The sequence below is a fragment of the Streptomyces sp. NPDC006923 genome, assembly GCF_040635655.1.
In the GTDB taxonomy this organism is placed as follows: Bacteria; Actinomycetota; Actinomycetes; order Streptomycetales; family Streptomycetaceae; genus Streptomyces.
Genome location: NZ_JBEYIF010000012.1, coordinates 89607 through 113517, shown reverse-complemented (window position 1 = coordinate 113517; position 23911 = coordinate 89607). Strand labels below are relative to the sequence as shown.

General features: G+C 70.4%; 19 protein-coding genes. 11 read left to right on the top strand and 8 right to left on the bottom strand.

Annotated features, from left to right (window positions below; translation table 11 throughout):
- Window positions 1-65: 65 nt before the first annotated feature.
- The 5 genes from ABZ707_RS23785 to ABZ707_RS23765 all read left to right on the top strand — a co-directional run bounded on the left by ABZ707_RS23785 (window position 66) and on the right by ABZ707_RS23765 (window position 6921).
- Window positions 66-1244: a sensor domain-containing protein gene (locus tag ABZ707_RS23785; protein ID WP_360178458.1), complete on the top strand. Its 1179-nt coding sequence runs from the start codon at window positions 66-68 to the stop codon at window positions 1242-1244.
- Window positions 1245-1404: 160 nt separating this feature from the next.
- Window positions 1405-2718, top strand: a complete 1314-nt coding sequence (locus tag ABZ707_RS23780) for a sensor domain-containing protein (RefSeq protein WP_360178455.1) — start codon at window positions 1405-1407, stop codon at window positions 2716-2718.
- Between the two features lie 175 nt (window positions 2719-2893).
- On the top strand, window positions 2894-3553 hold the full coding sequence (locus ABZ707_RS23775; protein WP_360178725.1) for a response regulator transcription factor: 660 nt from the start codon (window positions 2894-2896) through the stop codon (window positions 3551-3553).
- Window positions 3554-3905: 352 nt separating this feature from the next.
- Window positions 3906-5870 carry a 2-oxoacid:acceptor oxidoreductase subunit alpha gene (locus ABZ707_RS23770; protein WP_360178452.1) on the top strand — a complete coding sequence of 655 codons (1965 nt, stop codon included), beginning with the start codon at window positions 3906-3908 and terminating at the stop codon, window positions 5868-5870.
- Entirely contained in the window at window positions 5863-6921 is a 1059-nt protein-coding gene (locus ABZ707_RS23765) for a 2-oxoacid:ferredoxin oxidoreductase subunit beta (RefSeq protein ID WP_360178449.1), read from the top strand. The genes ABZ707_RS23770 and ABZ707_RS23765 overlap by 8 nt, the downstream gene beginning before the upstream one ends.
- Window positions 6922-6952: 31 nt before the next feature.
- On the opposite strand, the gene ABZ707_RS23760 is transcribed toward ABZ707_RS23765, so the two are convergent.
- A complete protein-coding gene (locus tag ABZ707_RS23760) occupies window positions 6953-7357 on the bottom strand; it encodes a helix-turn-helix domain-containing protein (RefSeq protein ID WP_360178722.1) in 405 nt (134 codons plus the stop codon).
- A gap of 158 nt (window positions 7358-7515) precedes the next feature.
- Between ABZ707_RS23760 and ABZ707_RS23755 the strand changes: the two genes are divergently transcribed.
- From ABZ707_RS23755 to ABZ707_RS23740, 4 genes are all read left to right on the top strand, one after another.
- Window positions 7516-8376 carry an SDR family oxidoreductase gene (locus ABZ707_RS23755; RefSeq protein WP_360178446.1) on the top strand — a complete coding sequence of 287 codons (861 nt, stop codon included), beginning with the start codon at window positions 7516-7518 and terminating at the stop codon, window positions 8374-8376.
- Between the two features lie 255 nt (window positions 8377-8631).
- A complete protein-coding gene (rarD, locus tag ABZ707_RS23750) occupies window positions 8632-9579 on the top strand; it encodes an EamA family transporter RarD (RefSeq protein ID WP_360178719.1) in 948 nt (315 codons plus the stop codon).
- 261 nt (window positions 9580-9840) lie between these two features.
- Complete coding sequence (locus ABZ707_RS23745; protein ID WP_360178443.1) at window positions 9841-10065, top strand: hypothetical protein; 225 nt, start codon at window positions 9841-9843, stop codon at window positions 10063-10065.
- Window positions 10066-10384: 319 nt separating this feature from the next.
- Window positions 10385-11746 (top strand): M28 family metallopeptidase, encoded by a 1362-nt coding sequence (locus ABZ707_RS23740; protein ID WP_360178440.1) that lies wholly within the window; start codon window positions 10385-10387, stop codon window positions 11744-11746.
- Between the two features lie 127 nt (window positions 11747-11873).
- Here the strand turns inward: ABZ707_RS23740 and ABZ707_RS23735 are convergent, their stop codons facing one another.
- The 4 genes from ABZ707_RS23735 to ABZ707_RS23720 form a co-directional block, all read right to left on the bottom strand.
- Entirely contained in the window at window positions 11874-12779 is a 906-nt protein-coding gene (locus tag ABZ707_RS23735; protein WP_360178437.1) for an ABC transporter permease, read from the bottom strand.
- A complete protein-coding gene (locus ABZ707_RS23730; protein ID WP_360178434.1) occupies window positions 12766-13743 on the bottom strand; it encodes an ABC transporter ATP-binding protein in 978 nt (325 codons plus the stop codon). The genes ABZ707_RS23735 and ABZ707_RS23730 overlap by 14 nt, the downstream gene beginning before the upstream one ends.
- A gap of 174 nt (window positions 13744-13917) precedes the next feature.
- Window positions 13918-15147, bottom strand: coding sequence for a DUF2092 domain-containing protein (locus ABZ707_RS23725; protein WP_360178431.1), 1230 nt, complete (start codon window positions 15145-15147; stop codon window positions 13918-13920).
- A 324-nt stretch (window positions 15148-15471) separates the two neighbouring features.
- Complete coding sequence (locus ABZ707_RS23720) at window positions 15472-16482, bottom strand: polyprenyl synthetase family protein (protein ID WP_360178428.1); 1011 nt, start codon at window positions 16480-16482, stop codon at window positions 15472-15474.
- A 423-nt stretch (window positions 16483-16905) separates the two neighbouring features.
- Between ABZ707_RS23720 and fahA the strand changes: the two genes are divergently transcribed.
- Complete coding sequence (fahA, locus tag ABZ707_RS23715; protein WP_360178425.1) at window positions 16906-18129, top strand: fumarylacetoacetase; 1224 nt, start codon at window positions 16906-16908, stop codon at window positions 18127-18129.
- Window positions 18126-18425, top strand: a complete 300-nt coding sequence (locus tag ABZ707_RS23710; protein ID WP_360178422.1) for a hypothetical protein — start codon at window positions 18126-18128, stop codon at window positions 18423-18425. Before fahA ends, ABZ707_RS23710 begins: the two co-directional genes overlap by 4 nt.
- A gap of 242 nt (window positions 18426-18667) precedes the next feature.
- Here ABZ707_RS23710 and nuoN read toward each other — a convergent pair whose 3' ends face one another.
- Genes nuoN through nuoL form a run of 3 tightly spaced genes read right to left on the bottom strand, consistent with a single transcriptional unit; the run spans window position 18668 to window position 23898 of the window.
- A complete protein-coding gene (nuoN, locus tag ABZ707_RS23705) occupies window positions 18668-20320 on the bottom strand; it encodes an NADH-quinone oxidoreductase subunit NuoN (RefSeq protein ID WP_360178419.1) in 1653 nt (550 codons plus the stop codon).
- A complete protein-coding gene (locus tag ABZ707_RS23700) occupies window positions 20317-21945 on the bottom strand; it encodes an NADH-quinone oxidoreductase subunit M (protein ID WP_360178416.1) in 1629 nt (542 codons plus the stop codon). Before ABZ707_RS23700 ends, nuoN begins: the two co-directional genes overlap by 4 nt.
- A gap of 6 nt (window positions 21946-21951) precedes the next feature.
- A complete protein-coding gene (gene nuoL / locus ABZ707_RS23695; protein WP_360178413.1) occupies window positions 21952-23898 on the bottom strand; it encodes an NADH-quinone oxidoreductase subunit L in 1947 nt (648 codons plus the stop codon).
- Window positions 23899-23911 lie beyond the last annotated feature (13 nt).

Here is a 23911-nt window from a genome sequence, read left to right as displayed (position 1 = left end):
CCCTACTCCAGGCCCCCCAGCAACCCCATGGCGTCCGGCGTCCGGGCCCGGCAGGCTTGGTGGCTATGACCGCGATCAGCAGCCTTCCCGACCATGACCGGCCGCCACCCGTGCGCTTCGCCTACGACCGGCACACCTGGAAGGAGATCGCCCATCTCCTCGCGAATCTGCCGGTCGCACTGATCGGTTTTGTCTATGTGGTGTTCACGATCTCCACCGGTGTCGGGCTGTCGGTGACGGTGATCGGGCTGCCCTGGCTCGTCGGCGGGCTCACGGGCGCACGGCTGCTCGGCCGGGCGGAGCGCGCGCGGGCGCGCGCGCTGCTGGGCGTGCGAATCGACGAACCGAGTCCGCTGCACGCGCGCGGGCGCCGTCCCGAGGGCGTCCTGGGCTGGGTGTGGGCGGGGCTGAAGGATCCGGTGGCCTGGCGGACGGTGCTGTACGAATTCATCCGGCTGCCCTGGGCCGTGGTGACGTTCAGTGTCACCCTGGTGGGACTGTTCGTTCTCTGGCCGGTCCTGCCGTTTGTGGCACGCGCTCTGACCAATGCCGACCGGGCGATGGTGCGGGGGCTGCTCTCCCCGTCGGACGAGCTGGAGCGGCGGATCGCCGAGCTGGAGTCGGACCGGGGTGTGGTCGTGGACACGGCGGCGGCCGACCTGCGCCGGATCGAGCGCGACCTCCACGACGGCGCACAGGCCCGTCTGGTGGCCCTGGCCATGGGCCTCGGCCTCGCCAAGGAGAAGCTGACGGAGGACCCGGCGGGGGCCGCCCTCATGGTCGACGAGGCGCACGGAGAGGTGAAGCTGGCCCTCCAGGAGCTGCGCGACCTGGCGCGCGGCATCCACCCGGCGGTCCTCACCGACCGCGGCCTGGACGCGGCGCTGTCGGCGATCGCCTCCCGCTGCACGGTCCCGGTGAAGGTGACGGTGGATCTGGGCGAGCGGCCGGCCGAGGCGATCGAGGGCATCGCCTATTTCACCGTCTCCGAGCTGCTCCAGAACGTCAGCAAGCACAGTGCGGCGCGGACCGCGGCCGTCGATGTGTGGCGGGCGGACGACCGGCTGCTGGTGCAGGTCCAGGACGACGGGCGCGGCGGCGCGCGGCTGGACGGCGGTACGGGCATGTCCGGGCTGGCCGAGCGGCTGGGCGCGGTCGACGGGCTGTTCGTCCTCGATTCCCCGGTCGGCGGGCCGACGGTCGTCACGGCCGAGCTGCCCTGGCGCCCGCGCGGCAAGGTCTGACGTCCCACGCGGGGCGGAACCACAGCTATGAGGTGGGGAAAACCCCAGGGCGAAAACGGAGACCGTCCTCATGGTGCGGAGGTCCCGGCCCCAGCAGCATGGAGTACACGGGAGCACACGGCCCGCACCCACCCGGACGCCCTCAGAACGGACAACACCGATGGCCATCGATTACGGATCGCAGTCGCGGCCCCACGTCCTGCCGCCCGCTCTGCGCGCGCCGCTGGAGGCGCGCACCTGGCGCGAGTTCGGTTATCTGCTGCTCAGCCTGCCGATCGCCGCCGTGCTGTTCGCCTACGCGATAGCGACGATCTCGGTCGGCGCGGGACTGCTGGTCACCTTCCTCGGTGTGCCGGTGCTCGCCATGGGGCTCGCCGGCTGCCGCGCCTTCGGTGTGATGGAGCGCGCGCGGGCCCGGGGGCTGCTCGGGCTGAAGGTCGCGGATCCGGAGCCGGTCCGCGGCAAGAAGCGCGGGCTGATGTCATGGGTCGGCGCGGTCCTGAAGAGCGGGGCGTCCTGGCGCCATCTGCTGTACGCGGTGCTGCACTTCCCCTGGGCGACGTTCGCCTTCACGGTCGCGGTGACCTTCTGGACGACGGGCTGGGCGCTGTTCCTCTATCCGCTCTGGCGGTGGGTGTTCCCGAACCACCTGGACCAGCCGGGCATCGCGGTCTACGGCGACGGCGACGCCAACGGCTTCTATCTCGACACCCCGTTCGAGACGGGTGTCGCCAGCGCGGTCGGGCTGGTGCTGGTGCTCGCCTCGCCCTGGCTGATACGCGGTCTGACGAGCGTGGACCGGCTGATGGTCAGTGGGCTGCTCGGGCCCTCCCGGCTGGCCACTCGGGTCTCGGAGCTGGAGTCGGACCGGGGTGTGGTCGTGGACACGGCGGCGGCCGATCTGCGCCGGATCGAGCGCGACCTCCACGACGGCGCACAGGCTCGTCTGGTGGCCCTGGCCATGGACCTGGGGCTGGCGAAGGAGAAGCTGAGCGAGGACCCGGAGGCCGCGGCGCGCATGGTCGCCGAGGCGCACGGGGAAGTGAAGACGGCGCTCCAGGAGCTGCGCGACCTGGCGCGCGGCATCCATCCGGCCGTCCTCACCGACCGCGGCCTGGACGCGGCGCTGTCCGCTGTCGCCTCCCGCTGCACGGTCCCGGTGAATGTGGAGGTCGATCTGCCTGCCAGGCCGGCCGCCGCGATCGAGGGCATCGCCTACTTCACGGTCTCCGAGCTGCTGCAGAACGTCAGCAAGCACGCGCGGGCGAGCCGGGCGTCGGTGGATGTGTGGCAGACGCACGACCGGTTGATGCTTCAGGTCACGGACGACGGCGAGGGAGGAGCGGACGCCGCCACGGGCAGCGGCCTGGCCGGACTGGCGGAGCGGCTGGACGCGGTGGACGGGATCCTGGTCGTCGACTCCCCCGCCGGCGGTCCGACGTCGGTGACGGCGGAGCTGCCCTGGCGTGGCTGACCGTACGGAGCGACGGGGCCGAGCCCCGCCCGCCGGACGGTCCCGCTCGCGGGCTGGACCGTCCTCTTTCCGCACAGACGGGCGCGGAGCGATCCGAATACTGGGATGCTGGAGGGCACAGGGGCGAGTAAACGGTAAACATCGACAGTGGGGCTGCGACGTCGTGGAGGACAGGGTGCGGGTGGTCATCGCCGAGGACTCAGTGCTGCTTCGGGAGGGCCTGACCCGGCTGCTGACCGACCGCGGGCACGACGTGGTCGCCGGTGTCGGGGACGGCGAGGCGCTGATCAAAACCGTGGGCGAGCTGGCGGACCAGGACGCGCTGCCGGATGTGGTGGTCGCGGATGTTCGGATGCCGCCGACCCACACCGACGAGGGGGTGCGGGCAGCCGTGCGGCTGCGGCGGGACCACCCCGCGATCGGCGTCCTGGTGCTGTCCCAGTACGTCGAGGAGCAGTACGCCACCGAGCTGCTGGCAGGCAGCAGCCGGGGCGTGGGATATCTGCTCAAGGACCGGGTGGCCGACGTCAGGGAATTCGTGGACGCCGTGGTGCGGGTGGCCAGGGGCGGGACCGCGCTGGACCCGGAGGTGGTGGCCCAGCTTCTGGGCCGCAGCCGGAAGCAGGACGTGCTGGCCGGGCTGACGCCCCGCGAGCGGGAGGTCCTCGGTCTGATGGCCGAGGGACGGACGAATTCGGCGGTCGCCAAGCAGCTTGTCGTGAGCGACGGCGCGGTGGAGAAGCACGTCAGCAATATCTTCCTGAAGCTCGGCCTCTCCCCCAGTGACGGGGATCACCGCCGGGTCCTGGCCGTGCTGACGTATCTGAAGACCTGACAGCCGGGCACCCCGCCTGCCACCGCGTCAGATGTGCGGCGGGTCGAGAGCCCGAGGCCCTGTCCGGCACATGGCGGCGTCCGCCCGCAGGGCCCGGTGGCTGCGAGCGCACGGCGGAGAAACAGTCTTGTCATCGGACAGGACCTAGCACCAAAGGACGAGGCCGGAGCACCTTCACGCAAGAATCCAGGGGCGGGCAAAGTATGACAATTCGGTACACCGTGGCGTCTCATGCTGACGTCCACCATGCGACCGGTCCAGGGAAGGCGACCCTTACCGACGTAGGGTGGCCTCCGGGACTGCCGGGTGGCCGGTCAGTCCCGAGCCGCCGCCTCGAGGGAGGTCCAGTTCAGTGACCAGCCAGGTCAGTAGCCCAGCCGAGCGTGCCGATGAGGCCGACGACGCCAGCGACGGCGCCGTCGGGGAAGAGCGTGCCCCTCTGTCCGGACCGGAAGGTGCCGGCCCGAAGGAGGTCCGCCGTCTGGACCGGGTCATCATCCGTTTCGCGGGTGACTCGGGCGACGGGATGCAGTTGACGGGTGACCGGTTCACCTCGGAGACGGCGTCGTTCGGGAACGACCTGTCGACGCTGCCGAACTTCCCCGCCGAGATCAGGGCGCCCGCGGGGACGCTGCCGGGCGTCTCCTCGTTCCAGCTCCACTTCGCCGACCACGACATCCTCACCCCGGGCGACGCACCCAATGTGCTGGTCGCGATGAACCCGGCCGCGCTGAAGGCGAACATCGGCGATGTGCCGCGCGGCGCCGAAATCATCGTGAACACCGACGAGTTCACCAAGCGCCCGATGGCCAAGGTCGGTTATCTCACCTCGCCGCTCGAAGACGGCTCGCTCGACGGCTACCAGGTCCACCCGGTGCCGCTGACGACGCTGACGATCGAGGCCCTCAAGGAGTTCGGTCTCTCCCGCAAGGAGGCCGAGCGCTCGAAGAACATGTTCGCGCTCGGCCTGCTGTCGTGGATGTACAACCGGCCGACGGAGGGGACCGAGAAGTTCCTGCGGACCAAGTTCGCCAAGAGGCCGCAGATCGCCGAGGCCAATGTGGCCGCGTTCCGCGCGGGGTGGAACTTCGGTGAGACGACCGAGGACTTCGCCGTCTCGTACGAGGTCGCCCCGGCCGGCACCGCGTTCCCGGCCGGCACGTACCGCAACATCTCCGGCAATCTCGCCCTGTCGTACGGCCTGATCGCCGCCGGCCACCAGGCGGAGCTGCCGCTCTACCTGGGCTCGTACCCGATCACCCCGGCCTCCGACATCCTGCACGAGCTGTCCCGGCACAAGAACTTCGGCGTACGGACCTTCCAGGCCGAGGACGAGATCGCCGCCATCGGCGCGGCGCTGGGCGCGGCCTTCGGCGGCTCACTGGCCGTCACCACCACCTCGGGTCCTGGGGTGGCCCTCAAGTCGGAGACGATCGGCCTGGCCGTCTCCCTGGAGCTGCCCCTGCTGGTCGTCGCCATCCAGCGCGGCGGCCCCTCCACCGGCCTGCCCACCAAAACCGAACAGGCCGATCTGCTCCAGGCGATGTACGGACGCAACGGCGAGGCGCCCGTCCCGGTGGTCGCGCCCCGCACCCCGGCGGACTGTTTCGACGCCGCGCTGGAGGCGGCCCGGATCGCACTGACCTACCGGACCCCGGTCTTCCTGCTCTCCGACGGCTATCTCGCCAACGGCTCCGAGCCCTGGCGCATCCCGGAGCCGGAGGAACTCCCCGACCTGCGGGTGCGGTTCGCGACCGGGCCCAACCACGAGCTGGCGGACGGGACGGAGGTGTTCTGGCCGTACAAGCGTGACCCGGAGACCCTCGCCCGCCCCTGGGCGGTGCCCGGCACACCCGGCCTCGAACACCGCATCGGCGGGATCGAGAAGCAGGACGGCACGGGCAACATCTCGTACGACCCGGCCAACCACGACTTCATGGTGCGCACCCGCCAGGCCAAGATCGACGGCATCGAGGTGCCCGATCTGGCCGTCGACGACCCGGACGGCGCCCGCACCCTGGTGCTGGGCTGGGGCTCCACCTATGGGCCCATCACCGCCGCCGTCCGCCGGCTGCGGAAGGACGGCACGCCCATCGCGCAGGCGCATCTGCGCCACATCAACCCGTTCCCGCGCAACCTCGGTGAGATCCTCGGGCGTTACGACAAGGTCGTTGTGCCGGAGATGAACCTCGGCCAGCTCGCCACGCTGCTGAGAGCGAAGTACCTCGTCGACGCGCACTCCTACAACCAGGTCAACGGCATGCCGTTCAAGGCCGAGCAGCTCGCCACGGCACTCAAGGAGGCCATCGATGTCTGATACGAACGAGTTGCTGACGCTGGTCCCCAAGGCCGCGGCCAAGCAGTCCATGAAGGACTTCAAGTCGGACCAGGAGGTCCGCTGGTGCCCCGGCTGCGGTGACTACGCCGTTCTCGCGGCGGTCCAGGGCTTCATGCCCGAGCTGGGCCTCGCCAAGGAGAACATCGTCTTCGTCTCCGGCATCGGCTGCTCCTCCCGCTTCCCGTACTACATGAACACCTACGGGATGCACTCCATCCACGGCCGGGCCCCGGCCATCGCCACCGGCCTGGCCACCTCGCGCCGCGATCTGTCCGTCTGGGTCGTCACCGGCGACGGCGACGCGCTCTCCATCGGCGGCAACCACCTCATCCACGCGCTGCGCCGGAACGTCAACCTCAAGATCCTGCTGTTCAACAACCGGATCTACGGTCTGACCAAGGGCCAGTACTCCCCCACCTCCGAGGTCGGGAAGATCACCAAGTCGACCCCGATGGGCTCGCTCGACGCGCCGTTCAACCCGGTGTCGCTGGCCATCGGCGCGGAGGCGTCGTTCGTGGCCCGGACGGTGGACTCCGACCGCAAGCACCTCACCGAGGTCCTGCGCCAGGCCGCCGACCACCCCGGCACCGCCCTGGTGGAGATCTACCAGAACTGCAACATCTTCAACGACGGCGCCTTCGACGTCCTCAAGGACAAGCAGCAGGCCGAAGAGGCGGTGATCCGGCTGGAGCACGGCCGGCCGATCCGCTTCGGCGCCGAGGGCTCGAAGGGCGTGGTCCGGAATCCGGCCACCGGCGACCTGGAGGTGGTGGCCGTCACCTCCGAGAACGAGTCACGGATCCTCGTCCATGACGCCCACGCGGCGAGCCCCACCACCGCGTTCGCCCTGTCCCGCCTCGCGGACCCGGACACCCTGCACCACACGCCCATCGGCGTGCTGCGCAGTGTCGAAAGGCCCGTCTACGACACCCTGATGTCGGACCAGCTCGACGCGGCCGTCGAGCGGCACGGCAAGGGTGACCTGTCCTCGATGCTCGCGGGTGGCGACACCTGGACCGTCGTCGGCTGAGCCGAGCGCCACGCGCCGGGGCCCGGATCTCTCAGGAGGTCCGGGCCTCGCCTTGTGCCCCGGCCCGGGCCGCTTCCCGCGCCGGGGCCTGGCCGGTCTCCGCGAGCCGGGCCGCGTCGTAGGACGCGCGCGCCTCGAACACCTCGTCCAGCCGCCGCTCCGTCCACCGGGCCAGGCCCCAGACCTGCTCCGCGGCCTCCCGTCCCAGCTCGGTGAGCGTGTAGTCCACGCGCGGCGGGATCACGGGCTTGGCATCACGGTGGACAAAGCCGTCGCGCTCCAGCGTCCGGAGGGTCTGGGCGAGCATCTTCTCGCTGACACCGCCGACCTCGCGCCGCAGTTCGCTGAAGCGGTACGAGCGTTCCAGCAGGCTGGCCAGCACCAGCACACCCCAGCGGCTGGTGACGTGTTCCAGGACCAGCCGGGAGGGGCACATGGGCAGGTTGACATGGGGCGACTTGATCTCCGGCCCGGACTCGCTGCTTACCTTCACATCGGTACCTTACTTGAAGGTGGGTACTTTCCCTTGGTAAGTGCCCATCGTAGGGTGGCGGGCGGAGCGCCACAACACCACAGGACTGGAGAAAACCCCCCATGAGCATCGTTGTCACGGCAGCGACCGGACACCTCGGCCGTCTTGTCATCGAGTCCCTGCTGTCCGCCGATGTCCCGGCTTCGGAGATCGCCGCCGCCGTACGGAACAAGGAGAAGGCGGCGGATCTGGCGGCGCGCGGTGTCGAGCTGCGCCTCGCCGACTACGACCGGCCCGAGACCCTGGCCGAGGCCTTCCGGGCCGGCGACCGGGTGCTGCTGATCTCGGGCAGCGAGGTCGGCCGGCGGGTGGCGCAGCACACCGCCGTCATCGACGCGGCGCGGGCGGCCGGGGTGGCCCAGCTCGCGTACACGGGCGTACTGGGCGGACCGCAGGCCGACTTCGAACTGGCCGCCGAGCACAAGGTCACCGAACAGGCGATCCTCGCCTCCGGGCTGCCGTACACCTTCCTGCGCAACGGCTGGTACACGGAGAACTACACCGAGAACCTCGCCCCCGTGCTGGAGAGCGGAGCCGTCGTGGCCAACGCGGGCGAAGGCCGTATCGCCTCCGCCGCCCGCGCGGACTACGCGGCGGCGGCCGCCGCCGTGCTGACCGGTGACGGGCATGTGGGCGTCGCCTACGAGCTGAGCGGCGACGCGGCATGGTCCTTCGCCGAGTACGCCGCGGAGCTCTCCCGGCAGACGGGCCGGACCATCACCTACACCGAGGTCACCCCCGAGGAGCGCCTTAAAATCCTCACCGGCGCGGGCGTGCCCGAGCCGGTGGCCGCGGTGTTCGTCGGTGTGGACACGGCCATCGGCCAGGGGCTGCTCAGCCGCAGGACGGGCGACCTGGGCCGGCTCATCGGCCGTCCGACGACACCGCTCGCCGACTCGATCGCGGAGGCGCTCAAGGGCTGAGACCCGGGGCCGGCACCGGTCCGGGATCCGGGGCCCGGACCGGATGCCCCGGGATCCGTGTCCCCCGGCCCTCCCGCTCACGTGTCATGACCGTATGACGATACGAACATGACATCTTGGCCCGCGCAGCGCTACCTTCGACAGGATGTCGGGACGGTGCGACGCCGTGGCGGCGTGCGGAGTGCGGGAGGGCCAGTGAAGAAGGCGGACGGCGAACAGCGGTCAGGACTGCTGTACGGGATCGGCGCCTATGGGATGTGGGGACTGGTCCCGCTCTTCTGGCCGCTGCTCAAGCCGGCCGCCGCGATGGAGATCCTCGCCCACCGGATGGTCTGGTCGCTGGTCTTGGTGGCGATCGGGCTGCTTGCGCTGCGCCGCTGGGGCTGGGTGCGGGAGTTGGTACGGCAGCCGCGCAAGCTGGGGCTGATCGCCGTGGCCGCCGTAGTGATCACCGTCAACTGGGGCTTCTACATCTGGGCCGTCAACACCGGCCGGGTCGTCGAGGCGTCCCTGGGCTACTTCATCAACCCGCTGGTGACCATCGCCATGGGCGTCCTCCTGCTCAAGGAACGGCTGCGGCCCGCCCAGTGGACGGCGGTCCTCGTCGGTGTGGCCGCCGTACTGGTGCTCGCGATCGGATACGGCCGGCCGCCCTGGATCTCACTGACCCTGGCCTTCTCGTTCGCGACCTACGGCCTGGTCAAAAAGAAGATCAACATTGGCGGTCTGGAGTCACTGGCGGCGGAGACCGCCGTCCTGTTCCTGCCGGCGCTGGGCTATCTGGTGTGGCTGAGCGCCTCGGGCTCGTCCACCTTCACCACCGAGGGCGCGGGCCATTCCGCTCTGCTCGCCGCGACGGGCGTGGTCACTGCCGTGCCGCTGATCTGCTTCGGCGCGGCGGCGATACGGGTCCCGCTGTCGACCCTGGGACTGCTGCAGTATCTGGCCCCGGTCTTCCAGTTCCTGCTGGGCGTCACGTACTTCCACGAGGCGATGCCCGCGGAGCGGTGGGCGGGCTTCTCGCTGGTCTGGCTGGCGCTGACGCTGCTCACCTGGGACGCGCTGCGCACGGCCCACCGTACGAGGGCCGAGGCCCAGCGGCTGTCCGCGATCGCGGCGGCGAAACCGGCCGCCGGGCCGCTCGCCCCGGCTCCGGACCGGGCGCCGGACCTGGCTCCCGGCCCCCGGGAACCCGCGAGCTGAGGGCCCGCCACCGGCGAAGCCGCCCGGCCCGTGGGTCCGCCGCCGAACGGCCGACCGCAGGAACGTTTCAGCAGCGCCCGTCCGTGTAACGGGGCGCGCTCCCGCACTCCGGCCCGGGCAAGGCTGATTCTGTTTCCACCGACCCGTGCGCCGGGGCGATCCTTCGCGGGCCGCGACAGGTCGCGTCGCCACCGCGCGCCCCTGCTGGCCATCGCTCCCCGGGTGGCGGCCATGGGTCAACACACGATCAGGAGGTGCACCATGCACTACGAAATGCGCGCGGAGTACGCGGAGGGCGAATCGCCCCAGGACCGGAACGCCCGGCGTGAGGTGTGGCACATGACAAGAGCCGGCGAATCGACGGGCCTGTGCGGACGCGACCTGGACCCGGCCGCCCTCACCCAGTCGGCCGACGCCTGGGGCACTCCCGCCGGACAGCCCCTCTGCCACGCGTGCGGCGCCCTCTACATTCACCAGGTGCCCTGATCACTGCACCAGGCCCCTGGGCAATTCACCAGGCCCCGGGCATATTCCGGGCGGCGCCCGGTTTCTGAGCGCGACCTCAGGGTGCCGGGCAGCGACCTGCGGGGGGCGGGGCCGGGGACAGCGGATGTCTGGTCAGCGAACTCCCGTGACCGGTTCGCGCCCTTGACGGTGAGTCAGCCTGTCACTCACCATTCAGCACGCACAGCGCACGCACGATCCACACGCGACGCGCCGGCAGCTCCAAACGCCCCGCGCCACAGCCGTCGTGGGGCGTCTCGCACGTTCCGTCCTGTCCCCGTACGGAATCCGGAGCCCCCACATGAAAATCTCCGTTCCCGGAGCACGCCGAATATCCACCCGCACGGCCACGGCGGCCGGGCTCGCCCTCGCCGGGCTGCTCGTCACCGCCGCCCCGGCCGCGACAGCGGCGCCCATGTCCACGCCGCCCACACTCAGATCCGCGCCGTCCGCCGCCCTCGCGGCACCCGACATCCCGCTCGCCAACGTCAAGGCGCATCTGACGCAGTTGTCGTCGATCGCCGCCGCCAACGGCGGCAACCGCGCTCATGGCCGCCCCGGTTATCTGGCGTCGGTCAATTATGTGAAGGGCAAGCTGGACGCGGCCGGATTCACCACCTCCGTCCAGCAGTTCACCTCCAGCGGCGCCACCGGCTACAACCTGATAGCCGACTGGCCCGGCGGTGATCCGAACCAGGTCGTCATGTCCGGCGCCCATCTCGACTCGGTCACCTCGGGCGCCGGCCTCAATGACAACGGCTCCGGGTCCGCCGCCACCCTCGAAGCCGCGCTCGCCGTCTCCCGGGCGCAGCTCCAGCCGGCGAAACATCTGCGTTTCGCCTGGTGGGGCGCGGAAGAGCTGGGTCTGATCGGCTCGAAGTACTACGTCACCAACCTGCCGTCCGCCGAGCGCGCGAAGATCAGCGGCTATCTGAACTTCGACATGATCGGATCTCCCAACCCCGGCTACTTCGTCTATGACGACGATCCGGAGATCGAGCAGACCTTCAAGGACTACTACGCGGGCATCGGCATCCCGACGGAGATCGAGACCGAGGGCGACGGCCGCTCCGACCACGCCCCGTTCAAGAACGTCGGCATCCCGGTCGGCGGCCTCTTCAGCGGCGCGGACTACACCAAGACCGCCGCTCAGGCACAGAAGTGGGGCGGCACCTCCGGGCAGGCGTTCGACCGCTGCTACCACTCGTCCTGCGACACCACCGCCAACATCAACGACACGGCGCTCGACCGCAACAGCGACGCCATCGCCTACGCGGTCTGGACGCTCTCGGCGGCCACCACCGTGCCGCCGGCGGGCACGGTCTTCGAGAACCTCGGCGATGTCAGCGTCCCGGACAACGGCGCCGCCATCACCTCGTCGGTGACCGTCTCCGGTCTGACGGGGAACGCGCCCACCGCGCTCAAGGTGGGCGTGGACATCAAGCACACCTGGCGCGGTGATCTGGTCATCGACCTGGTCGCCCCGGACGGCACCGCCTACCGGCTGAAGAACTCCAGCGGCAGCGACTCGGCGGACAATGTGGTCGCCACCTACACGGTGAACGCGTCGAGCGAGGTCGCCAATGGTGTCTGGAGGCTCCGGGTGCAGGACGTCGCGTCCTCGGACACGGGCTACATCGACAGCTGGCGGCTGACCTTCTGAGGACGTCTTCCAGCAGAAGTCTTCTCGGCGGACGCGTGTGCGTGCGGACAGCGCGCGCACGCGCGTCCGTCCGGGCCGGCGCGGATCCCGCAGCCCCCGCCCGGGAGGGCGCCGCGCTCGCGCCGGCTCAGACCGTGATGTCCTTCGAGGTGAATCTCGCCCAGGCCGCGGAGCCGAACACCGCCGCGTACAGCGCCTGCAGTCCCAGATTCCTGACCAGCCCGTCCCAGTAGACCGGCTCGCGCAGCACATCCGCGAACGACAGCCAGTAGTGCGAGAAGAGATACGGCTGGATCGCGTGCAGTTGCGGGATCGTGTCCAGGATCTGCACGGTGATCAGCAGCCCGACCGTCGCCGCCATGGCCGCGATCCCGCTGTTGGTCAGGGTGGAGACGAACAGGCCCAGCGCCGCGAGCCCGGCCAGCGACGCGGCGACGATCACCGCGATCAGCGCGGCCCTGGCCAGTCCCTCCCCGAACGGGATCCGGGTGCCGGAGATCGTGGTGACCTCACCGAGCGGGAAGAGCAGCGCGCCGACGGCGAGCGCCGAGGCCGCCACGGCCGCCGTGGCGGCCAGGCAGAACGCCAGGACGGACGTGTACTTGGCGAGCAGCAGCCGGGTGCGTCCGGCCGGTGCGACCAGCAGATAGCGCAGTGTCCCGCTGTTGGCCTCACCGGCGATCGCGTCGCCCGCGACGACTCCGACCGCCATCGGGAGGAAGACGGGCAGCGTCACGGCGAGCGCGGCGAAGACCAGGAACAGTCCGTTGTTGGTGACCTGGGTGAGAAAGGCGGGGCCGCCCCCCTGGCCGCGGCCGATCTCGCCGCCGTCGCTCGTCTCGATCTTCACGGCGACGCCGATCAGCACGGGGACGGCGGCCAGTACGGCCAGGAGTGCCAACGTGCGCCATCGTCCGAACGTGATGGCCAGCTCGGAGCGGAAGAGGCCGAGGGTCCACCACAGCCGGGGCTCCCGGCCGCCCGGCCGCCCCGGCGGGACGTCCGCCGCGTCGAGTGCCTCAGCCGACGACATCGAAGCCCTCCCCGGTCAGCGCGACAAAGGCGTCCTCCAGGGAGACCCGCTCCACGCCGAAGGACCGCACCCGTACCCCGGCCCGTACGAGCGCGGCGTTGAGATCCGCGGGCTCCGTCTCGCCCGCCGGGAGCTCCCCGCTCACACGTTCCTCCACCACGGCCACATCGGTGACCCCCTGCTCCTTCAATACGCGGACGGCCTCGCCGGGATCGGGGGTGGTGACGGCCAGCCGGCCCCGGGTCCCGGCCGCCAGATCGGCGACCGGCCCCTGGACGAGCAGCCGGCCCCGGGACATCACCGCGGCATGGGTGCAGACCTGCTCGATCTCGTCGAGGAGATGCGAGGAGAGAAAGACGGTCGTGCCGTCCGCCGTCAGCTCCCGCACCAGCGTCCTGATCTCCCGCATGCCCTGCGGATCGAGACCGTTCGTCGGCTCGTCGAGCACCAGCAGACGGCGCGGCTGGAGCAGCGCCGCCGCCAGCCCGAGCCGCTGCTTCATACCGAGGGAGTACGCCTTCGCCTTCTTGCCCCCGGCGGCGGTCAGACCGACCCGGTCCAGCGCCTCCGCGACCCGGGCGCGCCGGGTGCGGGGATCGGCCGTGGGGTCGGCCGCGTCGTACCGTACGAGATTGTCCCGGCCGCTCAGGAACCCGTACAGCGCGGGCCCCTCGATCAGCGCGCCCACCTGTGGCAGTACACCTCGGGCGGCGCGCGGCACGGGCCGTCCCAGCAGGGTGGCCGTGCCGGCGGTCGGCTCCATCAGGCCCATCAGCATCCGGATGGTGGTGGTCTTGCCCGAGCCGTTGGGCCCGAGGAAGCCGAAGACGCTGCCGGCCGGTACGGACAGGTCGAGGCGGTCCACGGCGAGCTGTCCGCCGCGGTAGCGCTTGGTGAGTCCGTGCGTCTCGATGACGGCCCCGCTCACGTCGCTGACGGCGCCGAAGGCACTGACGGCTGTCATCTCGCTCTCCCCATTCTCCGGGTCGGGGCCGTGGTTTCCCCGGCGGAACGGCCGTGCTCTCCCCGGCGGAACGGACCGGTGCAGATCAGCCCTGCCGACCCTGCCGGCCCGGTCAGCCCAGTCAGGGCTGAGCCCCGCCGTACGGAGCGTACGACGGGGCGGGCCGCTGTCGCGTCAGCCGGCCTGGTTGGCGGCCCTGACCAGCGCGTCCCTCGTCACCGCGCCGACATAGACCGTGCCGTCCTCCGTCATCAGCGCGTTGACCAGACGGGTCTGGAACACCCGGCCGGTGCCGAATTTCCCGGTGACCTTGTCGCCCAGCGCGTCCAGGAACTTCTGCGCGTCCTGCGGCATCTCACCGGCCTTGGCCGGGCCGGGCGAGCCCTTGCCCTCCGGAGACGCCAGCTCGTAGACCGCGTTCCAGCCCTCGCCGATGACCTTCGGCTCATTGGCGCCCCGGAACCCCTTGGCGTCGTCACCCGGCGCGATCTCCGGCGCCTTGTGCTCGGCGCCCCGTGTGACCTTCGCGCCCCTGGGCGGCTCGAAGTCGAACGTGGCCGCGGCGGGCTTGGCGAAGCTGACCTTGGTGAAGCCCACGTCGACAACGGCCTTGCCGCCGCTGCTCGGCGACAGGGTGAACTTCAGCGGAGTGCCGGTCTTCACATCGACCGCGATCCTGATCGAGCCGACCGTGGAATCGGCGGCCTGCCGGGGCTTGATCAGAAGCTGGTACGCGTCACGCCCGGCGACCCGGGACGTACCGTCGACACTCACCGAGGTGGTGTCACCGGCGGCCTTGATCGCCTGTGCGGCGAACTCCTGGGGCGTGGCCGGCATGTCCCTCGGAAGCCGCTGCTTCCCGTCCCCGGCCGCGTCCTTCGGCGCGGTCGCGTGGTACACCTCGTTGGAGGCGCTGTCGTACGCCCAGAGTTCGTCACCGTTGTGGACGAGGCTGTACTCGGCCGCGTCCTCCAGGATCGACACGCGCTGCTTGCCGGGGCCGTCCGCCGCGACCCGCAGCGTGTGCGTGCCGGAGCTGAGCTCCATCAGCTTCGCGTTCGGGTCGGCCGACGAACCGCGGGCGCCTTCGCCGCCTCCGGACGCGAACGCGCCTCCGGCCGCCCCGTCGAGGCCGCCCAGCGAGGGGAGACCGAGATCCGTGGTGATCTTCACCGAGCCCGAGAGCTGCTCGGTGCCCGATGCGGCGATCTTCTCGATGAGCTGCTGTGCGCTGATCTTCGGCAGCTCGGGTTCGCCCTGTGCCGCGAGTGCCGGGACGAGCCCGATGGTCGCCGCGGCCACTCCGGCCACCGCGACCGGGACCGCGTAGCGCGCCGCCTTGCGACGGCCCGCGCCCGGGCCCATGTCGTCGTCGGTGGTCTGTGCGCTGTCCTTCGGTGCCATGTGTGCCCTACCTCCGTGGTCGGCGGCCTTCCGTCGTTGCGCTCGTCCACTCCTTGCCGCCATTCTCACCCGAATTGGTCAGGAGTGGTGTTGTCCATCTGACCAAATCAGCCGTCTCCAAGCGTCAGACCCCGGGAGCAACTTCCCGTACTGCTCTGGGATGACAAACCGATGAGATGGCTGCCCCGTCCAGTAGGGGATGGCGCAGAAACGAGCCGGCGCCTCCGCCACGTGGGTGAGCGCCGGTCCGCCCGGCGGATGGTGTGGGGAGTGCCGGGGAAGCCCCGGCCGGCTCACGGCGCCCGGCGCATCCGCTCGCGCGGGTCAGCCCGCGCGGTGCACCACCGCGTCGCACAGCTCGATCAGCGCGGACTTCGCGTAGCCCTCCGGCAGCGGCGCGAGCGTGTCCCTGGCCGCCTCCGCGTACCGCACGGTGTCGCGTCGCGCCCGCTCCAGGGCCGGGTGCGCGCGCAGCAGACCCAGCGCCTTGGCGTGCAGGGCGTCGTCGGCCAGATCGCCGTCCAGCAGCTCGACCAAATCCAGGTCTTCCTGCTTGCCGTGCGCCTCGGCCTGCGCGCGCAGCAGCAGCACCGGCAGCGTGGGGATGCCCTCGCGCAGGTCGGTGCCGGGCGTCTTGCCCGACTCGTGGGAGTCGCTGGCGATGTCGAGGACGTCGTCGGCGAGCTGGAAGGCGACGCCGAGCCGCTCGCCGTACTGGGTGAGGATGTCGACGACCGACTCGTCCGCGCCCGACATCATCGCGCCGAACCGCACGGAAACGGCGATCAGCGAGCCGGTCTTGCCCGAGATGACATCGAGGTAGTGGTCGACGGGGTCCCGGCCGTCACGCGGCCCCGCCGTCTCCAGGATCTGCCCCGTGACCAGCCGTTCGAACGCCTCCGCCTGGATACGGACGGCCTCGGGGCCGAGGTCGGCCAGGATGTGCGAGGCGCGCGCGAAGAGGAAATCACCCGTGAGGACGGCGACCGAGTTGCCCCAGCGGGCGTTGGCGCTGTCCACCCCGCGGCGGACCTCCGCCTCGTCCATCACGTCGTCGTGGTACAGCGTCGCGAGATGGGTCAGCTCGACGACAACGGCCGCCGGGACGACACCGGGTGCGTACGGGTCCCCGAACTGCGCGGCGAGCATCACCAGCAGCGGACGGAAGCGTTTGCCACCGGCCCGCACCAGATGCTGCGCGGCCTCGGTGATGAAGGGCACCTCGCTCTTGGTGGCTTCGAGCAACCCCGCCTCGACACCCGCCAATCCGGTCTGGACATCGGCCTCAAGAGCCTGGTCCCGCACGCTCAGCCCGAACGGCCCGACGACGGTCACGAGAGGTACTCCTGTCTACTGACGCTCACACGGATTGTCGATGTGTCGTTGTCTTCACTCAAGTCAGCGTATCCGGTCGCCTTTCGATCACCATGGGCGCCTTCCCGGCACCGCCGGTATGTTCGAGATCGGCCGTACGACCAGTGCTAGAACTTTTGTCCGGTAACGGCGGCCCGACACCCGAGCGAACGGCGAGCGGCCACGCCCGGCGATGATCATGCCCGCTCCGGCCCCTCCTAGGCCCCGGATTCCTTGCCCGGTCGGCCCGCGCCGAGAGCCCGTTGGGGGCTACCGCCGGTAGATCCGCCAACCGGTCCGGTACGCTTGCCGCTTTTCGGGCAATGCGGATTTTTCACTACTGCCGTCGCCGGGCAACACCGACGTAACGTGTCCTGCACCGATCCGGAAAGCGAGGCAGCACCGATGCCCGAGCAGAGCCCGCTCGAACCGGCCGAGGGCGATCCCTTCGGTCCGCACAATCTGCCGTACGGAGTCTTCTCCACCGCCGACGAGCCCGACCGCCGCCGGCTCGGGGTCCGCATCGGCGATCACGTGCTCGACGCGGGAGCCGCGGCACACGTCCTGGGCTCTCCGTATGCCGCGCTGCTGGACCGTCCGAGTCTCAACCCGCTGATGGCGGCCGGGCGCACGGCCTGGCGCGATGTGCGCCGCGCCCTCACCGCGTGGGTCACCGTCCCCGCGCACCGGGCGGACATAGAGCCGCTCCTGCATCCGCTCAGCGCCGTCACACTGCATCTGCCGTACGAGGTCGCCGACTACGCCGACTTCTATGCGAGCGAGCAGCACGCCACCAATGTGGGCCGGATCTTCCGCCCCGACGGGGACGCGCTGCCCGCCAACTGGAAGCACCTGCCGATCGGTTACCACGGCAGGGCCGGCACGGTCGTCGTCTCCGGTACGGACGTGGCGCGCCCCTCCGGCCAGCGCAGGTCCCCCGCCGACCCGGCGCCCGTCTTCGGGCCGTCCGCCAAGCTCGACATCGAGGCGGAGGTCGGCTTTGTGGTCGGCACGCCCTCCCGGCAGGGCTCGCCGGTGGAGCTGACGTCCTTCCGCGATCATGTCTTCGGGCTCTCCCTTCTCAACGACTGGTCCGCGCGCGACATCCAGGCCTGGGAGTACGTGCCGCTCGGCCCGTTCCTCGGCAAGTCCTTCGCCACCTCCGTCTCCGCCTGGGTCACCCCGCTGGAGGCCCTGGACGCGGCACGGGTGACCCCTCCGGCCCGTACCGAGAAGCCGCTCCCCTATCTGGACGACACGGACGACGAGCAGCCTGGCGGCTTCGACCTGCGAATCTCCGTCGCGCTCAATGGCGAGGTGATCTCCGAGCCGCCGTTCTCCTCCATGTACTGGACGGCCGCCCAGCAGCTCGCCCATCTGACGGTCAACGGCGCCTCGCTCCGTACGGGAGACCTCTACGCCTCCGGTACGGTCAGCGGCGCCGCGCGCGAGCAGCGCGGCTCCCTCCTCGAACTCACCTGGAACGGCACCGAACCCCTCGAACTGTCCACCGGCAAGCGCACGTTCCTGGAGGACGGCGACGAGGTCACCCTGACGGCCTGGGCCCCCGGCCCCGACGGCACCCGAGTCGGCCTGGGCGAGGTGGCCGGCCGGATCGTGGCCCCGTGACCGGCCGGCACGGCGGCGCCCGTACCGCCCTCCTCGCCCTCTCCCTCCTCCTCTCCGCCCCCGCGTTCACGGGCTGCGGTGAGGAGCGGACCCCGGCGGCCCGGTACGAGGACGGTTACCGCTTCGGCCGGGACGAGGGGCCGGCCGGCCATCTCGGCGGCGGCGGCGAGGTGTCGCTCGGCGCCGCCGAGTCGGAGTGCGGCGAACACGCGGAGACGGACGGCGTGGACACCAACCCCGAGTGGATGGACGGCTGCACGGACGCGGCCCGCGGACTGCCCGCCCGGCAGGAATGAGCGGGCGCCGCAGGACGCGTCAACGCCACACGCCGCGTTCCCCGTACGAGGGAGCTTGATCTTGTATCCGCCGGTTACGCCGGCGGAACCCGCGAGACTCCGTCCGGATGAAGGTCTCGGTCCCCTTCCCCGTCGATCTGGATTTCACCGCCATCACCCCGCGCCGCCGGGCTGGCGCAGCGGACGTGCGGGGGGCCCGGCACCAGCGTGCCGGGCCCCCCGCACGTCCGTGTGCGTATCGCCTACCGGACGAAGACGCCCGCCTGTCCCGCCAGGTCCAGGAAGTACTGCGGGGCGACACCCAGCACCAGCGTGACCGCCACGCCCACCCCGATGGCCGTCATCGTCAGCGGCGACGGCACCGCCACCGTCGGGCCGTCGGCCTTCGGCTCGCTGAAGAACATCAGCACGATCACACGGATGTAGAAGAAGGCCGCGATCGCCGACGCGATCACACCGACCACCACCAGTGCTCCCGCGCCGCCGTCCGCCGCCGCCTTGAAGACCGCGAACTTCCCGGAAAAGCCCGAGGTCAGCGGGATACCGGCGAAGGCGAGCAGAAAGACCGCGAAGACCGCCGCCACCAGCGGCGAACGCCGCCCCAGGCCGGCCCACTTGGAGAGGTGCGTCGCCTCGCCGCCCGCGTCCCGCACCAGCGTGACGACCGCGAACGCGCCGATCGTGACGAAGGAGTAGGCCGCGAGGTAGAAGAGGACGGACGAGATCCCGTCGGGCGTCGCCGCGATCACACCGGCCAGGATGAAGCCGGCGTGCGCGATCGAGGAGTACGCCAGGAGCCGCTTGATGTCGGTCTGCGTGATGGCGACGATCGCGCCGCCCAGCATGGTGATGATGGCGACGGCCCACATCACCGGCCGCCAGTCCCAGCGCAGGCCCGGCAGGACGACATACAGCAGGCGCAGCAGCGCCCCGAAGGCGGCCACCTTGGTCGCGGCGGCCATAAAGCCGGTGACCGGGGTCGGAGCGCCCTGGTAGACGTCCGGGGTCCACATGTGGAACGGCACCGCGCCGACCTTGAAGAGCAGACCCGTCAGGATCATCGCGCCGCCGATCAGCAGCAGCGCGTCGTTCCCCATGGTGTCGGCGAGCGCCGGGCTGATGTTCTGGACGGTGCCGTCGACCACCTCGGCGATCCGCGCGTACGACACGGAGCCCGCGTACCCGTACAGCAGGGCGATCCCGAAGAGCAGGAACGCCGACGAGAAGGCGCCGAGCAGGAAGTACTTGACCGCGGCCTCCTGCGACATCAGCCGCTTGCGGCGGGCGAGGGCGCAGAGGAGATAGAGCGGGAGCGAGAAGACCTCCAGCGCGATGAAGAGCGTCAGCAGGTCATTGGCCGCCGGGAAGACCAGCATGCCCGCGACGGCGAACAGCGCCAGCGGGAACACCTCGGTGGTGGTGAACCCGGCCTTGACCGCCGCCTTCTCGCTGTCGCTGCCGGGCACGGAGGCGGCCTGCGCGGCGAAGGAGTCGACACGGCCGCCGTGGCTCTCCGGGTCGAGCCTGCGCTCGGCGAAGGTGAACACGGCGACGACCGAGGACAGCAGGATCGTGCCCTGAAGGAAGAGCGTCGGACCGTCGATGGCGATGGCGCCCATCGCGGCCACATGCGCCTTGGTCGAGCCGTACCCGCCCGCCGCGAGCGCGATCACCGCGGCGAAGGCGGCGGCCAGGGCCACGACCGAGAGGAAGAGCTGCGCGTGGTAGCGCCCCTTGCGCGGGACGAACGCCTCGACCAGCACCCCCAGGATCGCGGCGCCCACCACGATCAGCGCCGGCGCGAGCTGCGCGTATTCGATGTCCGGGGCCGGGATCTTGTTGATCCCGTCGGCCGCCATGGTTGTCCAGGGGCTGTGGACAGCAGTCGCACTCACGGAGCGGCCTCCACCTCGGGCTTGGGATCGGTCTTCTGTACGTCGGACAGCGTGTGCTGCACCGCCGGGTTGACGATCTCGGTCAGCGGCTTCGGATAGACGCCCAGGAAGAGCAGCAGCGCGATCAGCGGAGTGACGACCACCAGCTCCCGGACCCGCAGATCCGGCATGCTCCGGACCTCGGCCTTCACCGCGCCGGTCATCGTGCGCTGGTAGAGCACGAGGACATAGAGGGCGGCCAGCACGATGCCGGTGGTGGCGATGACGCCGATCACCGGATACCGGCTGAACGTCCCGACCAGGACCAGGAATTCACTCACGAATGGCGAGAGTCCCGGCAGCGAGAGGGTGGCGAGGCCGCCGATCAGGAACGTACCCGCGAGGACCGGGGCGACCTTCTGCACACCGCCGTAGTCCTCGATGAGCCGCGAGCCGCGCCGCGAGATCAGGAAGCCGGCCACCAGCATCAGGGCGGCCGTCGAGATCCCGTGGTTGACCATGTAGAGCGTGGCGCCCGACTGGCCCTGGCTGGTCATCGCGAAGATGCCCATGATGATGAAGCCGAAGTGCGAGATGGACGCGTAGGCGATCAGACGCTTGATGTCACGCTGGCCGACCGCCAGCAGCGCCCCGTAGACGATGCTGATCAGCGCCAGCACCAGGATCACCGGCGTGGCCCACGTGGACGCCTCCGGGAAGAGCTGGAGGCAGAAGCGCAGCATCGCGAAGGTGCCGACCTTGTCGACCACCGCGGTGATCAGCACGGCGACCGGCGCGGTGGCCTCGCCCATGGCGTTGGGCAGCCAGGTGTGCAGCGGCCACAGCGGCGCCTTCACCGCGAAGGCGAAGAAGAAGCCGAGGAAGAGCCACCGCTCGGTGCTGGTCGCGATGGACAGCGAGCCGTCGGCCCGCGCCTGGGCGATCTCGGAGAGCGAGAAGCTCCCGGCGACCACATAGAGCCCGATGACCGCGGCCAGCATGATCAGACCGCCGGCCAGGTTGTAGAGGAGGAACTTCACGGCCGCGTACGAGCGTTGGGTGGCCGCGGCGTCGTCGCCGCCGCCCGCCGTCGTGGCGGCGAACTGGGCGGGCGCCGCGCGGTCCCCGAAGCCTCCGATGAGGAAGTACATCGGGATGAGCATGGCTTCGAAGAGGATGTAGAAGAGGAAGACATCGGTGGCCTCGAAGGAGAGGATCACCATCGCCTCGACCATCAGGATCAGCGCGAAGAAGCCCTGCGTCGGGCGCCAGCGGCGGTTCGCCTCGCTCACCGCCGAGCGGCCCGCGGAGTCCTTCTCCAGCGGGTCGGCGTCGTGCCAGCCCGCCAGGATCACAAAGGGGATCAGCAGCGCGGTCAGCGCGAGCAGGGCCACCCCGATGCCGTCCACGCCCAGCTCGTACCGCACACCGAAGTCCGCGATCCAGGCATGCGACTCGGTGAGCTGATAGCGGTCACCGCCGGGCTCGAAGCGGACCAGCACGATGGCGGCCAGCACCAGCGTGGCGAGCGAGAAGAGCAGCGCCAGCCATTTGGCGGCGGTGCGCCGGGCGGCCGGGACGGCCGCCGTGGCGATCGCGCCGACCGCGGGAAGCGCGGCCGTCACCGTCAGAAGAGGGAACGACATATCCGATTACACCGCCCTCATCAGCAGGGTCGCGGCGATGATCACTGCCGTACCTCCGAACATCGAGACCGCGTAGGTGCGGGCGTAGCCGTTCTGCAGTGTGCGCAGCCGGCCGGAGAGCCCGCCGAAGGACGCCGCGGTGCCGTTGACCACTCCGTCCACCAGGGTGTGGTCGACATAGACGAGAGAGCGGGTGAGATGCTCGCCGCCGCGCACCAGGACCACATGGTTGAAGTCGTCCTGGAGGAGGTCGCGGCGGGCGGCGCGGGTGAGCAGGGAGCCGCGCGGCGCGACCCGGGGCACCGGGCGCCGGCCGTACTGGACCCAGGCGATCCCGACGCCGATCAGCAGCACCACGACCGTCGAGGCGGTGACCGCCCCGGCGCTGATCGGCGGCTCACCGTGTTCGAACCGCGTCACCGGCTCCAGCCACTTCACAAAGGACTCGCCGATGCTGAAGAGGCCACCGGCGAAGACCGAACCGAAGGCGAGCACGATCATCGGGATGGTCATCGACCTGGGCGACTCGTGCGGATGCGGCTCGGCGTGCTCGCCGCGCTCCTCGGCGGCGGGCTCGGCGCCCGGCTCCGCCGGGGACGCGGTGGCCGTCCTGCGCCAGCGCTCCTCGCCGAAGAAGGTCAGCAGCATCACGCGCGTCATGTAGTACGCGGTGATCGCCGCGCCCAGCAGGGTGACCGCGCCGAGGATCCAGCCCTCCGTGCCGCCCTTGGCGAACGCCGCCTCGATGATCTTGTCCTTGGACCAGAAGCCGGACAGACCCGGGAAGCCGATGATCGCCAGATAGCCGAGACCGAAGGTGACGAAGGTGACCGGCATGTACTTCCGCAGGCCGCCGTACTTCCGCATGTCGACTTCGTCGTTCATGCCGTGCATGACGGATCCGGCGCCCAGGAAGAGCCCCGCCTTGAAGAAGCCGTGGGTCACCAGGTGCATGATCGCGAAGACATAGCCGATCGGGCCGAGGCCCGCCGCCAGGATCATGTAGCCGATCTGCGACATCGTCGAACCCGCGAGGGCCTTCTTGATGTCGTCCTTCGCGCAACCGACGATCGCACCGAAGAGGAGCGTCACCGCGCCGACCACCACGACCGCGAGCTGAGCGTCCGGAGCGCCGTTGAAGATCGCACCGGACCGGGTGATCAGATAGACGCCGGCGGTCACCATCGTCGCCGCGTGGATCAGGGCCGACACCGGGGTCGGGCCCTCCATCGCGTCGCCCAGCCAGGACTGGAGCGGCACCTGCGCCGACTTGCCGCAGGCGGCCAGCAGCAGCATCAGGCCGATCGCCGTCAGCTTGCCCTCGGTCGCGTCCCCCGCGGCCTCCAGCACCGGCCCGAAGGCGAAGGTGCCGAACGTGGTGAACATCAGCATGATCGCGATCGACAGACCCACGTCACCGACCCTGTTGACCAGGAACGCCTTCTTGGCCGCCGTGGCCGCGCTGGGCTTGTGCTGCCAGAACCCGATGAGCAGGTACGAGGCGAGACCGACGCCCTCCCAGCCCATGTACAGCAGCAGGTAGTTGTCGGCGAGGACCAGCAGCAGCATCGCCGCCAGGAACAGATTCAGATAGCCGAAGAAGCGGCGGCGCCGCTCGTCGTGCTCCATGTATCCGATCGAGTAGATGTGGATCAAAGTGCCCACACCGGTGATCAGCAGCACGAACGTCATCGACAACTGGTCGAGCTGGAAGGCGATGTCCGCCTGGAAGCCCTCGACGGGGACCCAGCTGAACAGGTGCTGGTGCAGGGAGCGTTCTTCGCCGCTCCTGCCGAGCATGCCGCTGAAGAGCACCACGCCGATGACGAAGGACGCGGCGGCCAGCGCTGTGCCGAGCCAGTGGCCCGTGCGGTCGAGCCGGCGCCCGCCGCACAGCAGGACGGCAGCTCCGAGCAGAGGCGCCGCGACAAGCAGCGCAATCAAGTTCTCCACGATTCAGCGACCC

What these genes read in the sequence shown, in the direction of transcription:
- fahA (WP_360178425.1), top strand. Translation starts at nt 16,906, where the DNA reads ATGCCCGAGCAGAGCCCGCTCGAACCGGCCGAGGGCGATCCCTTCGGT.
- rarD (WP_360178719.1), top strand. Translation starts at nt 8,632, where the DNA reads ATGTGGGGACTGGTCCCGCTCTTCTGGCCGCTGCTCAAGCCGGCCGCC.
- ABZ707_RS23760 (WP_360178722.1), bottom strand. Translation starts at nt 7,357, where the DNA reads ATGTGCCCCTCCCGGCTGGTCCTGGAACACGTCACCAGCCGCTGGGGT.
- ABZ707_RS23740 (WP_360178440.1), top strand. Translation starts at nt 10,385, where the DNA reads ATGAAAATCTCCGTTCCCGGAGCACGCCGAATATCCACCCGCACGGCC.
- ABZ707_RS23780 (WP_360178455.1), top strand. Translation starts at nt 1,405, where the DNA reads ATGGCCATCGATTACGGATCGCAGTCGCGGCCCCACGTCCTGCCGCCC.
- ABZ707_RS23735 (WP_360178437.1), bottom strand. Translation starts at nt 12,779, where the DNA reads ATGTCGTCGGCTGAGGCACTCGACGCGGCGGACGTCCCGCCGGGGCGG.
- ABZ707_RS23765 (WP_360178449.1), top strand. Translation starts at nt 5,863, where the DNA reads ATGTCTGATACGAACGAGTTGCTGACGCTGGTCCCCAAGGCCGCGGCC.
- ABZ707_RS23785 (WP_360178458.1), top strand. Translation starts at nt 66, where the DNA reads ATGACCGCGATCAGCAGCCTTCCCGACCATGACCGGCCGCCACCCGTG.
- ABZ707_RS23745 (WP_360178443.1), top strand. Translation starts at nt 9,841, where the DNA reads ATGCACTACGAAATGCGCGCGGAGTACGCGGAGGGCGAATCGCCCCAG.
- ABZ707_RS23725 (WP_360178431.1), bottom strand. Translation starts at nt 15,147, where the DNA reads ATGGCACCGAAGGACAGCGCACAGACCACCGACGACGACATGGGCCCG.
- ABZ707_RS23730 (WP_360178434.1), bottom strand. Translation starts at nt 13,743, where the DNA reads ATGACAGCCGTCAGTGCCTTCGGCGCCGTCAGCGACGTGAGCGGGGCC.
- ABZ707_RS23755 (WP_360178446.1), top strand. Translation starts at nt 7,516, where the DNA reads ATGAGCATCGTTGTCACGGCAGCGACCGGACACCTCGGCCGTCTTGTC.
- ABZ707_RS23700 (WP_360178416.1), bottom strand. Translation starts at nt 21,945, where the DNA reads ATGTCGTTCCCTCTTCTGACGGTGACGGCCGCGCTTCCCGCGGTCGGC.